Raw genomic sequence first — 11,352 nt, 5'->3', positions numbered from 1 at the left:
GGTCGGTGTCCTTCGCGACGGTCACCGAGATGCTGGTGTTCGTCCCGCCCCCGAAGCCGAACGCGCCCCCGCCGCCGACCTGCGCCGCGCGGGCGGCGGCGTCACGGGCCTGCTGCGCGGCGCCGGCGGCCGCGCCGGCCGCGACCTGGGCGTCGTGCTGGGCGGCGGCCTGCTGCGCGGCGAGCCGGTCGGTGTTCGCCTTCCGGGCGTCGGCGGCGATCTGCGTGGCCCGCTCCGCGGCGAGCCTCACCACGAGCGGGCGGTGGTTGGCCGCCGCCACCTTGGCCCCGTCGAGCTGGGCCTGGACCGCGGCGACCTCGGCGTCCCCGTCCGCGGCGACCTGCCGCCAGCGGGAAAGGAAGTACCGGACGTCGTCCGGGGTGCCGTCGAGCGCCGTCTGCGCGGCGGCCTGAACTTCCGGACCGCCGGCGGCCAGCGCCTGGTTCGCCGTGATCCGCTCGTCGGTGTCCCTGGCCTGCTGCAAGCCGGTCTCGAGGAACGCCCGCACGTCGGCGGGAGTGCCGTCGAGCGCCTTCTGGGCCCGGGCGTTGACGACCGGGCCGCCGGTGCTCATCGCCTGCCCGACCGCGATCCGGTCGTCGGCGACCCGGGCCTGGGCCTGGCCGGTGGCCAAGAAGGCGCGGACGTCCTCGATGGTGCCGTCGAGCGCCTGCTGGGCGGCGCGCTTGGTGACCGGGCCGCCGGTCGTGAGTGCCTGGGTGACCAGGACCCGGTCGTCGTCGTCACGGGCCCGCTGGCGGCCCGTCGCCAGGAAGTCCTGCAGGTCGGCCGGAGTGCCGAGCAAGGCCGCTTCGGCGGCTCTGGCGACGCCGGGGCCACCGGTTTCCAGGTACCCCACGGCCTGGGCCCGGTCGGGCAGGACGTCCGCGGCCGCCGGCGTCGCGAAGACACCGGCGGCGAGAGCCGCGGCGACGATTACTGCGTTCGCACGCAAGGAAAACCCCCTCGATCGATGATCGTTCCGCTCCCTTATCGCCGGGGCGGTCGGAATGTTTCCGATAGCCTCGGATTTCGTGAGTCGCACGCGAAAGCCCGGCCCGGTGGCCGGGCGGTACCCGGTCCGGTTCGGGACGGCGGAGCTCCTCCGCGACGCCGACCGGGCCAACGCCTGGCTGGTGTCGGTGGACGGGGTCGCCCAGTCGCACGTCGACCTCGACGACCCGGCCGACCTGGAGTTCGACTACATCCGGCGGTTCGCCGACGTCGTGGACCAGCTGCCGCCGGGCCCGCTGGAGGCGTTGCACATCGGCGGGGCGGCGTGCACGCTGCCGCGGTACGTGGCGGCGTCGCGCCCGGGGTCGCGGCAGCTGGTGTTCGACGCCGACGGCGAGCTGGTCGAGCTGGTCCGCGCCCAGCTGGGGCTGCGGGTGCCGGGCCTGCGCGTCCGGGTGACGGACGGCCGCGAAGGCCTCACGACGAGACGCGAGGACACGGCGGACCTGCTGGTGGTCGACGCGTTCGAGCGCGCGACCCTGGCCGGCGGCCTGGCGACCCTGGAGGCGACGCGCTCGATCGCGGCGATCCTGCGGCCCCCGGGCATCTACCTGGCCAACATCACGGACGGCGCGGGGCTCCCGTTCGCCCGCCGCTTCCTGGCGACGCTGCGCGAGGTGTTCCCCGAGGTCCTGCTACTGGCGGACCCGGCGGTGCTGAAGGGCCGCCGCTTCGGCAACCTGGTGTTCACGGCCTCGGCCTCACCGCTACCGACGGCGGAAATCGCCCGCCGAACGGCCTCGGCAGCATTCCCGACGAGGTGCGTGGAGGGCGCAGAGCTACGCAAGCTGGCAGGGAGAGCAACCCCCATCACGGACGAAAACCGCCCGGCATCACCCGAACCCCCAGCCGACATCCTGGGCCTGTTCTGAGCGGCAGACCGGCAAAGCCGCGAGCGAGGCACCGTGGGGGTCCGGGGGCTCGGCCCCCGGGAACAACGACGGAGTCGAGCGAAGGGCGAAGCCCGAAGCAGAGACGAAGGGGACCCCGCGCACCCGTCAGAGCCTGCTTATCCTTGCTGCCTTCCGGCCCTGGGGAGGTTCACAGGGTGGACGCCGCGCGGGGTCCGTGGATCAGTGTAGCGGGCCTGGCTCAAGCCCCCGCACCAGCCTGCGCACGGGCCTTCTTGAACGTGTTGTGCAGGACCGCCAGCAGCGCGTCCCGCACCGAAAGCTTCTGCCGCGCGTCGAACGTGATCAGCGGGACGTCCTCGCTGACCGCCAAGGCCCACCGCACGTCGTCGAGGTTGTGGCCCAGTGACCCGTCGAACATGTTCACCGCCACCACGAACGGCAGGCCCGCGTTCTCGAAGTAGTCGACCGCCGGGTAGCAGTCGTCCATGCGGCGGGTGTCCACGATCACCAGCGCGCCCAGTGCGCCGTGGACCAGGTCCTGCCACATGAAGCCGAAGCGGTCCTGGCCGGGCGTGCCGAACAGGTACAGCTTCACCTCGTCGTCGATGGTGATGCAGCCGAAGTCCAGCGCCACCGTCGTGGTGGTCTTGCGCGGGACGTGGCCGGTGCGGTCCACCGCGGCCGCCACCGACGTGATCGCGGCCTCCGTGGTCAGCGGCTTGATCTCCGAGATGGACGACACGGCCGTCGTCTTGCCCACGCCGAAGCCGCCCGCGATGACGATCTTGACCGGGGCCGGCGGGCGGGCCGCCGGTTCAGTGAATGGCTTCGAGTCCACGAATGACCCTTTCGATCATGCCGAGGTCGTGCGAGTTGGTGTTCGCCGGCCGGCGGACGACGACGTAGCCCTGCTCGGCGAGGTCGGCCACCAGCACCCGGGCGACGCCGATGTGCAGGCCGAGCACGGCGGCCACCTCGGCGACCGAAACGGTGCTCCGGCAGAGGGAGACGATCTCCTGCCGTTCGAACGTGAGCTTCGGGTGTGAAGCCGCCCCCAGGCGGGACGTCATGACCTGCGCCTCGATCTCGAGGCTCTGGTCGACCGGCTGGGCGCGCCCCGAGGTCATCAGGTACGGCCGCAGCAACGAGGTGTCCGGTTCCTCGGTCATCACGAACCTACGGTGTTCTTGAGCTCCTCGATCAGGCCCGGCGTCAGGACTTCGGTGGCGCGGTTGGCGAACATGGCCATCTCGTAGGCGATCGTGCCCAGGCCGGCCTGCTTGTTGGCCAGCACGCCCAGCGAGCAGCCGATGCTGATGGTGCAGACCAGCAGGTACCCGTGCTCCAGCTCGATGATCACCTTGTCGGGCGAGCCGAGCGGGTGGCTTTCGGAGACGCCGTGGGCGAGACCGAGCATGGCGGAGGAGATCGCGGCGAGGCGGTCGGCGTTGGATCGCTCGAGCTCCGAGGACACCGCGATCAGCAGGCCGTCGGCCGAGACCGCGATGGCGGCGATCGCGCCCGCGGTGTGCTGCGCGAAGCGGCTCACCAGCCAGTTGAAGTTCTGGGCCTCGACGCTGACGCCGGCTGCGGGGATGCTCATTTCCTGCTCTCTTCTCCTCGTTCCATCACACGACCGGCGGCCACGCCCCATGGCGGGCTGTCCGCCGTCACCACGTCCGCATTGGCCAGGCCGGCGGCGAACGAGTCGAACGCCGCCCGCTCGGCCGCCGGGTCCCGCCGGCCGCGGTTCGCGGCGGCTCTCGGGGCCGGCCTGCCCGTGACGGTCGGCGGACGCAGGCCGGGGGCGAGCTGGGCGCCGGGGACGCGGCGGACCAGGCCGTCCCGGGCCGCCGGGGCCTCGGCGACCGGTGTCTGCCCGAAGCTGTCGCTTTCGCGGAAAAGCGACACTTCCGAGGCGGCGGTTTCCCGGAGAGGTGGCGCTTCCGTCCCTCCGGCGGCCCGGGCGAAGGCGTCCTGGAACCCGTCCATCGCGGCCTTGGTCGCCTCCGGGTCGTGCCGCGGCTCGGGCGAAACCGGCGCGGTGGTGCCCGGGCTCGGCAGCTGGGCGCCGCGCACGCGCCGCTTGAGCCCGGCCCGGCTCTCCGGCTCGCGCTCGGCCGGGACGTCCGGTTCGGCGTCCGGCCACACCGGTTCCCGCTGGTCGAACCAGAGGAAGCCGTTGCGGGAACCGAGGAGCGCCGGGATCGCCGGCGCGGGCAGCTCGACCGGACGCGGCAAGTCCGAAGTGGACACAGTGGCCGCCACCGCGACGGCTTCCGCGGGACGCGCCTCGGGCACGGCCTGGGCCGGGATCGCCGGCGCGGGTTTCACGCGGACGTTCACGCGGTGGCTGAACAGCGACGGCGGGATCGTCAGCCGCGCGGTCACGCCACCGGTGGTCGGCGTCGCGAGCAGCTCGACGCCCAGGTCGTGGCGCCGCGCCAGGCGGCCGACCACGAACAGGCCGAGCACGCTGGTCGGCGCCAGCTCGAGCCGTTCGCGCTCCACGAGCCGCCGGTTCTCCTCGGCGACCTTCTGCGCGGTCATGCCGATGCCGTGGTCGACGATGCTCACCAGGCAGGAGCCGTCGGTGAGGAGCATCGTGTCGACCTCGACCATCGAACCCGGGGGCGAGAACGACGTCGCGTTCTCCAGCAGCTCGGCGAACACGAGCACCAGGTCGGCGCCGAAGGACGACGACAGCAGGATCTCCGCGACGACCCCGAGCTTGACGCGCTGGTAGTCCTCGATCTCGGCGAGCGCGGAGCGCAGCGCCGTGGACAGCTCGATCGGGCCGGCGATGCGCGTCTCGTCGCGGGTGCCGGACACGACGAGCAGGTTGTCGGCGTTGCGGCGCAGGCGGGTGGAGAGGTGGTCGAGCCGGTAGAGGCTGGCCAGCAGCCGGGTGTCCTGCTCGTTGCGCTCGACCTCGTCGATCAGCGCGAGCTGGCGGCCGACGAGGTTCTGCGTGCGCTTGGCGACGTTCGCGAACATCAGGCTGGTGTTGCGCCGGGTGAGCGCCTGCCGCTCGACCAGCTCGGCCGCGGTGGTCTGGACCCGGTTGAAGGCGGCCGCCAGCTCGCCGAGCTCGTCGTCCGAGACGACGTCGATCGTGGCCAGCCGCGGGACCTGCTCCTCGGCCTCCTCGGTGTCGGTGACGCGGACGAGCTCGGTGCCGGCGAGGTCGGCGACCGAGGTCGCCGCGGTGGTGAGCCGCCGCAGCGGCCGGGCGATCGAGCGGGACACCGAGACGGCCAGGAACGCGACCAGCAGGAACAGCAGGCCCGCGCCGACGCCGACCAGCCACGCCAGCCGCGTGCCGGCGGCCGCCCGGTCGTTCGCCGCGTCGGCGATCTCGCCGGTGACCCGCTCCTGGACCAGCTTCCGCTGTCCCGCTTGGCTTTCCGACGCGGTGAGGACGTCGGTGACGTACCGGCTGGTCGCGGCCGCGTCCCGCGGGTTGCCGATCTGGGCCGCGAGCTCGTCGATCCGGCGGCCCGCGTCGCTCTGCTCGACGTTGACGACCAGCGCGGACTGGTCGCGGTCGGTCTCGTCGTCGGCCTGCTGGACGAACCGGTCGGTGAAGATCGGCGCCTGCTGGGTCGCGTCGTCCAGGATGGACCGGCCGGCGTCGGGCGACACCGCTGTCACGATCAACGCCATGCCGCGCAACGAGTTCTCCTCGTTCGCGCGCAGCAACGCCTCCAGCGCGGTCAGCTCCCGCGTGCCCTCGGCGTCACTGGTGAGCTGCGGGACCAGCCGCAGTGAATCGATTACCGCGCCGATGACCGCGTGGTAGGTGCGCGCGACGCTGTCGAGCGCGACGCCGCGGCGCTGCGCGTTCTGCCGCAGCTCGTCGAGCGAACCGATCCGGGTCAGCGCCGCGGAAAGCTCGTCGGGCGCGTCGGCGCCGAGCGACGACCGGACGTCCTCGACCGCCGCGCTCACCGTCTTCTGCTGCTGCAGCATCTGGTCGGCGGGCATCGACGGCGTCGCGACGTACGCGCCGGTCAGCAGCCGTTCGCGCTGCAGCTGCCAGACCAGGCCGCCGAGCTGCTGGGCGTGCCGCGCCACCGTCGCCGACTGCGTCGCGGCCACGGCGCTGTTCGCCTGCGTCAGCACGAACGGCACCGACACCAGCACCACCGCGACCAGCGGGGGCAGGAGCAGCAGGTTCAGCTTGCCGCGAATGCCGAGCCGGGACAGGATCGCCCCGCCGCCGCCGGCCCGGTCCGCGGTCGCCTTGCCGTGCCTCATTCCCGCACCTCTCCGTCTTCCGTTCTCACCCGTCCGCGGCCACCCGGCCGACGTGGCCGCGGTGCTGCTCCCGGACGAGGTCCTCGATCCGGGCGCGCAGCGCGAGGAACCGCGGTTCGCGCTTCACCGCCAGGTCCCGCTCGGCGGGCAGCGTCACCTCGACGTCGGCGGCGATCCGGCCCGGGTCGGAGGCGAGCACCACCACCCGGCCGCCCAGGAAGACCGCTTCCTCGACGTCGTGGGTGACCATCAGCACCGTGGTGCCCGTGTCGGCCCAGATCTGGCGGATGAGCACCTGCATGTCCTCTTTGGTCTGGACGTCCAAGGCGCCGAAGGGTTCGTCCAGCAGCAGCACGTCCGGTTCGCAGGCGAGCGCCCGCGCGATCGCGACGCGCTGCTTCTGGCCGCCGGAAAGCTGCTTCGGCAACGACTTGCGCACGGAGTGGAGCCCCGTCTCGGCGAGGTACCAGTCCACGCGCTTGGCGCGCTCGCCCGCGTCGACCGCGAGCAGCTCGAGTCCGAACGCGACGTTCTTTTCGACGCTGCGCCACGGGTACAGCGCGCCGGCCTGGAAGACGAGCCCGCGGTCCGGGCCGGGGCCGGTCACCGGGACGCCGTCGAGCACGATCTCGCCCTCGGTCGGCCGGCTGAGCCCGGCGACCAGCGACAGCAGCGTCGACTTGCCCGACCCGCTCGCGCCGACGACGCAGACGAACTCGCCGCGCCGCACCTCGAGGTCGACGCCGTCGAGCGCGCGGGTCACCTTGCCGCGCACGGTGTAGTCCTTCGCGACGTTCCGCAGCTCCAGCGTCATGCCGCCCACTTCCCGACCCGCGTGCGCAGCAGGCGCAGCAGGACGTCGATGAGGAGCCCCGCGACGCCGATGACCACCAGCACCGCGAAGATCTTGTCGGTCTGCAGGAACCGCTGCGCCCGGACGATCCGGTAGCCGAGGCCCGCCGACGAGTTGATCAGCTCGGCGACGACCACGAAGTTCCACGCCGCGGCGGCGTTGACGCGGATCGCGTCGATCACGCCGGGCAGCGAGTGCGGCACGACGACCTTGCGCAGCACCTCACCCCGGCGCGCGCCGAGGGTGTAGGAGACGTCGAGGAGCGCGCCCGGGACGCCGCGGACGACGTCGGCGGTCATCAACGTGTTGAAGAAGACCGTCCCGATGAAGAGGATGGCGATCTTCGACGGCTCGCCGAGGCCGAGCCAGATGATCAACAGCGGGATGAATGCGCTCGCCGGCAGGTAGCGCAGCAGCCCGATCAGCGGCTCGAAGAACGCCTGCCCCGCGCTGAAGCCGCCCATCAGGATGCCGAGCGGCACCGACACCAGAATGGCGAGGCCGAAGCCTTCGAGCACCCGCTGGGTCGTCGCCCAGAGGTCGTCGAAGAGCTCACCGGTGCTCGCCATGTCGACGCCGGCCCGGACCACCGCGACCGGGGACGGCAGGAACGTCGGGTTGACGACCCCGCTGACGCTCAGCAGGACCCACGCGAGGAACGGGATCGCGAACGACAGCACCGCCAGCTTCCAGCGCGCCGACGCGGAAAGGGGCGTGCGCAGGGAAAGCAGCGCCGAGGTGGCCTTCGGCGCGGCCCGGCGCGGCAGCGGCGCCCAGGCCGGGCGGCCCCGGCCGGACTCCTGCGCTTCGGCGAGCCGCTGCTCGGCTTCCGACGCCTCGGCGGCCCGCTCGTCGGCCGTGACCGCCGGGGTGGTGCGCTGGGTCGGACCCGTCACTGCGGCGCGGCCTTCACGAACTGGTCGTCGAACAACCCGTCCAGCGACGGCCGCTGCTGGGCGAGCCCGGTGCCGACGATGAAGTCGACGATCTTGTTCGCCTGGAAGTCGAGGTGCTGCGCGGTGACGCCCGGGGTGAACGCGTCGAGGTTCTGCTGGCGCGTGAAGATCGTGGTGCCGGCGTCGTAGGACCGGTAGTCCGCATCTGACACACCGCCGCGCTTGGCCATGATCCCGACGGCCGCGTCCTTGTTGTTCTTGATCCAGGTCAGGGTCTCGAACCACGTGTTGACCAGTGCCTGGACGTCCTTCGGGTGCTCCTTGACGAGCTTCTGCGACGTGACGAGGTGGTCCGGGATGGCACCGGGGAACTCCGTCGACGTCGAGATCGCGCGGCTGCCCGGGCGCTCGAGGGCCTTCGAGGTGAACGGCGCGAACGCGCCCACCGCGTCGACCTGGCCGCCGACGAACGCGGCCGCGGCGGCGTCGGTCGGCAGGTTGACCAGCTCGATGTCCTTTTCCGTCAGCTTCGCCTCCTGCAGCGCGAGCAGCAGCAGGTAGTGGTCGACCGTCCCCTGCTCGACCGCGACCTTCTTGCCCTTCAGGTCGGCGATGGCGTTGATCCCGTCCCGCGCGATGATCTTGTCGTTGCCGGTGGAGTTGTCGTTCACCAGCACGATCGACAGCTTCGCGCCGCCGGAAGCCGAGGAGAGCGTGTCGTTGAGGGTCTGGCTGTTCGCGTCGATGGCCCCGCTGGAGAGCGCGTTGATGCTGTCGGTGTAGTTGTCGAAGTACTTCAGGTCGACGTTCACGCCGTTCTTGGCGAACAGGCCCTGCTCCTGCGCCACCTGCCAGGGGAACCAGCCCGGCCAGGCGCTGAACCCGAGCGTGATCTTGTCGCCGGAGCCGGTGGCGGAGCTGTCACCGCAGCCGGAAAGCGCGGTGACCCCGGCGAGGGTCAGCAAGGTCAGGAGCACCGTCAGCAGACGGGGGCGGGAAGTCACAGCGAAACTCCAAAAGGCGGGGAAAGTGGAGTGTTGCGGCGTCGAAAGCGCACAGTCATCGCTGTCCTCTTCCAGACGCACCTGATCGGGTCGCGGATGAGAGAAAGCGGACAAGGATCACCCACACTCAGTGATATCCGGCCCCTCAGCGCACCGGATCGGCTACCCCTTGTCCCTCACCCGGCGGGCAGCCTAGCGAGTGGCACAAGATCACCACAATGCCCGGAGGATGCGGCCGAACGAGTGATCCGCGCCGGGGCCAACCAGCGTCATCGACGCTTTCGACGACCCCTGCCGACCGGCTTTCTGTCGGCCGCCCGGCCAAGATCGCGGCCGGGCGGCCGTGCAGCCGCACGGGCTGTAGTCCCTAGTCGTTACCGCGCGCCTTGATCATCACCGAGCGCTACCCGGCTCCGGCGAACAATCGTTCGGATTGTGTCGTTCACCGAGGCGGGAATCGAACAGGTGTGCGCCCTCGCCGATATCGCACGAAGCCGGGATCCGGGAATGATTCCTCGACTGTTAACACGCCTGAAACAATCGGACGAATTTCGATCACGCGACAGATTTCGTGAGGTCGTAAATCGTCGTGCCGCCGACGGTCTCCGGCGTGAAGTTCTGCTCGACCCAGGCCTGGATCTCACCCGAGGTGCCGCGGCCGCCACCGAAGCCGCCGCGACCGCCGGCGACGAAGTAGCGGATGTCGCCGGCGGCGACGTACTCCTGGAACCGCGCGAGCGTCGGCGCGGGGTCGCTGCCGCTGAAGCCGCCGATCGCGAGCACCGGCCGTCCGCTCGCCAGCGCCAGCCCGGCCGACTGCATCGCACCGCTCTGCGCCGCGGCCCACTTCGTCGTGGTGTTCTTCAGCAGGTCGATCACCGCGGTGTCGGTCCGGCCTTCGCCGAAGCCGCCCCGCGCGCCGAACCCGCGTCCACTCGCGACCGCCGGTCCGGACGACGGCGTGCCGCCGGAGTGCGCGGTCGCCGCCGTGGCCAGGGTGAACGACGCGGTCCCGAGCAGCGCGCCACAGAGGCCGAGCGCGGCCACGACCGGGCCGAAGCGCCGGACCCGGTCGGCGCCGAAGAGCAGCGCCAGCACCCCGGCCGCGCCGAGCACGAGCAGCGCGTAGCGGATCCACGGCTGCCAGTCCGGCGTACGCGCGAGAAGCACGAAGCCCCAGACCGCGGTGACCGCGAGCAGCACGGCCAGCACCGTGCGGGCCGCGAAGTTCGACCGGCCGCGCCACAGCTCGCGCGCGGAGATCCCCAGCGTGGCCGCGATCCCTGGGGCCAGCGCGACCGTGTAGTACGGGTGGATGATGCCGCTCATGTAGCTGAACACGAGCGTCGTGACGACCAGCCAGCCGCCCCACAGCAGCAGTGCCGCGCGAGTCCGGTCGGTGCGGGGCGCGCGGCGGGTGAACCACAGCCCGGCGACCAGGCCGAGAACCGCGGCGGGCAGCAGCCACGACGCTTCCCCGCCGAACTCGCCGCCGAACAACCGCGTCAGGCCGGTTTCGCCGCCGAAGCCGCCGCCGAAACCACCCCCGGCCCCACCCGGCGGCGCCCCGCTGCCGCCCCGGCCCTCACCGAAGATCCGGCCGAGGCCGTTGTAGCCGAACGCCAGCTCCAGCACGGTGTTGTCGGTCGAGCCGCTGATGTAGGGCCGGTCCGCCACCGGCCAGAGCGCGACGACCACGATCCACCAGCCCGCGGAGACGAGCACCGCCCCGGCCGCGGCGAAGAGCTGGCCGATCCGGCGGCCGAGCGACGTCGGCGCCGCGACGGCGTACGCCAGCACGAACGCGGGCAGGACGAGGAAGGCCTGCAGCATCTTGTCGAGGAAGCCGAACCCGACGGCGACCCCGGCGAGCAGCAGCCACTTCGTGCCGGCGTGTTCCAGCGCGCGCACGACGCAGTAGGCGCCGGCGACGAGCAGCAGCACGAGGAAGGCATCGGGGTTGTCGTACCGGAACATGAGCGCGGCGACCGGCGTCAGCGCGAGCCCGGCTCCGGCGAGCAGGCCGGCGCCCGGGCCGGACAGCCGTCGCACGGCGAGGTAGAGCAGGCCGACCGAGGCGACGCCGGCGAGCGCGTTCGGCACGAGCAGGCTCCAGCTCGAGAAGCCGAAGAGCCGCCCGGACAACCCCATGACCCACAGCGAGAACGGCGGCTTGTCGACGGTGACGACGTTGCCCGGGTCGAGCGAGCCGAAGAACAGCGCCTTCCAGCTCCACGTGCCGGCCTGGGCGGCCATCGCGTAGAAGTCGTTGGCCCAGCCGGTCTTCGCCAGGTCCCAGAGGTAGAGCAGGCCGGTACCGACCAGCAGAGCGGTCACGGACGGTCTGATCCACCGCGGTTTCCGGGCGGCTTCGGGAGCGGGCTGGGCGTGCTCGGGCGCCGACAGCGTGGTCGTCATGGTCCCGACCGTGTCGTCGCCGCATGTGGTGAACTTGTGCCGAAGCTGTGCGC

10 protein-coding genes and 1 other RNA gene are annotated in these 11,352 nt (G+C 71.9%); 1 reads left to right on the top strand and 10 read right to left on the bottom strand.

Annotated features, from left to right (window positions below; translation table 11 throughout):
* Positions 1-955 (bottom strand): ALF repeat-containing protein (locus ABZ342_RS06075; RefSeq protein ID WP_360469214.1); only part of this gene is annotated, 955 nt, incomplete at its 3' end.
* Positions 956-1,010: 55 nt separating this feature from the next.
* On the opposite strand from ABZ342_RS06075, the gene ABZ342_RS06070 reads away from it, so the two are divergent.
* The gene (locus ABZ342_RS06070) at positions 1,011-1,886 is read left to right on the top strand and encodes a fused MFS/spermidine synthase (protein ID WP_360469211.1); all 876 of its coding nucleotides are present in this window, start codon (positions 1,011-1,013) and stop codon (positions 1,884-1,886) included.
* 104 nt (positions 1,887-1,990) lie between these two features.
* Here ABZ342_RS06070 and ffs read toward each other — a convergent pair.
* The 9 genes from ffs to ABZ342_RS06025 form a co-directional block, all read right to left on the bottom strand.
* Positions 1,991-2,085: signal recognition particle sRNA small type (gene ffs / locus ABZ342_RS06065), an RNA gene on the bottom strand.
* A 21-nt stretch (positions 2,086-2,106) separates the two neighbouring features.
* Positions 2,107-2,706: an ATP/GTP-binding protein gene (locus ABZ342_RS06060; protein ID WP_155547891.1), complete on the bottom strand. Its 600-nt coding sequence runs from the start codon at positions 2,704-2,706 to the stop codon at positions 2,107-2,109.
* The gene (locus ABZ342_RS06055; protein WP_155549344.1) at positions 2,684-3,037 is read right to left on the bottom strand and encodes a DUF742 domain-containing protein; all 354 of its coding nucleotides are present in this window, start codon (positions 3,035-3,037) and stop codon (positions 2,684-2,686) included. The genes ABZ342_RS06060 and ABZ342_RS06055 overlap by 23 nt, the downstream gene beginning before the upstream one ends.
* Complete coding sequence (locus ABZ342_RS06050; protein WP_155547892.1) at positions 3,037-3,471, bottom strand: roadblock/LC7 domain-containing protein; 435 nt, start codon at positions 3,469-3,471, stop codon at positions 3,037-3,039. Before ABZ342_RS06050 ends, ABZ342_RS06055 begins: the two co-directional genes overlap by 1 nt.
* The gene (locus ABZ342_RS06045) at positions 3,468-6,128 is read right to left on the bottom strand and encodes a nitrate- and nitrite sensing domain-containing protein (protein WP_360469207.1); all 2,661 of its coding nucleotides are present in this window, start codon (positions 6,126-6,128) and stop codon (positions 3,468-3,470) included. The genes ABZ342_RS06050 and ABZ342_RS06045 overlap by 4 nt, the downstream gene beginning before the upstream one ends.
* A gap of 25 nt (positions 6,129-6,153) precedes the next feature.
* Positions 6,154-6,942, bottom strand: a complete 789-nt coding sequence (locus ABZ342_RS06040; protein ID WP_360469204.1) for an ABC transporter ATP-binding protein — start codon at positions 6,940-6,942, stop codon at positions 6,154-6,156.
* A complete protein-coding gene (locus ABZ342_RS06035; protein ID WP_360469201.1) occupies positions 6,939-7,877 on the bottom strand; it encodes an ABC transporter permease in 939 nt (312 codons plus the stop codon). The genes ABZ342_RS06040 and ABZ342_RS06035 overlap by 4 nt, the downstream gene beginning before the upstream one ends.
* Complete coding sequence (locus tag ABZ342_RS06030) at positions 7,874-8,842, bottom strand: ABC transporter substrate-binding protein (protein WP_155549345.1); 969 nt, start codon at positions 8,840-8,842, stop codon at positions 7,874-7,876. Before ABZ342_RS06030 ends, ABZ342_RS06035 begins: the two co-directional genes overlap by 4 nt.
* A 594-nt stretch (positions 8,843-9,436) precedes the next feature.
* A complete protein-coding gene (locus tag ABZ342_RS06025; protein WP_360469199.1) occupies positions 9,437-11,299 on the bottom strand; it encodes a glycosyltransferase family 39 protein in 1,863 nt (620 codons plus the stop codon).
* Positions 11,300-11,352 lie beyond the last annotated feature (53 nt).

Origin of the sequence: Amycolatopsis sp. NPDC005961, assembly GCF_040629235.1 — a bacterium.
GTDB classification, from domain to species: domain Bacteria; phylum Actinomycetota; class Actinomycetes; order Mycobacteriales; family Pseudonocardiaceae; genus Amycolatopsis; species Amycolatopsis camponoti.
This window is presented reverse-complemented; position numbering and strand designations above follow the sequence as displayed.

What these genes read in the sequence shown, in the direction of transcription:
- ABZ342_RS06070 (WP_360469211.1), top strand. Translation starts at nt 1,011, where the DNA reads ATGTTTCCGATAGCCTCGGATTTCGTGAGTCGCACGCGAAAGCCCGGC.
- ABZ342_RS06055 (WP_155549344.1), bottom strand. Translation starts at nt 3,037, where the DNA reads ATGACCGAGGAACCGGACACCTCGTTGCTGCGGCCGTACCTGATGACC.
- ABZ342_RS06050 (WP_155547892.1), bottom strand. Translation starts at nt 3,471, where the DNA reads ATGAGCATCCCCGCAGCCGGCGTCAGCGTCGAGGCCCAGAACTTCAAC.
- ABZ342_RS06045 (WP_360469207.1), bottom strand. Translation starts at nt 6,128, where the DNA reads ATGAGGCACGGCAAGGCGACCGCGGACCGGGCCGGCGGCGGCGGGGCG.
- ABZ342_RS06040 (WP_360469204.1), bottom strand. Translation starts at nt 6,942, where the DNA reads ATGACGCTGGAGCTGCGGAACGTCGCGAAGGACTACACCGTGCGCGGC.
- ABZ342_RS06025 (WP_360469199.1), bottom strand. Translation starts at nt 11,299, where the DNA reads ATGACGACCACGCTGTCGGCGCCCGAGCACGCCCAGCCCGCTCCCGAA.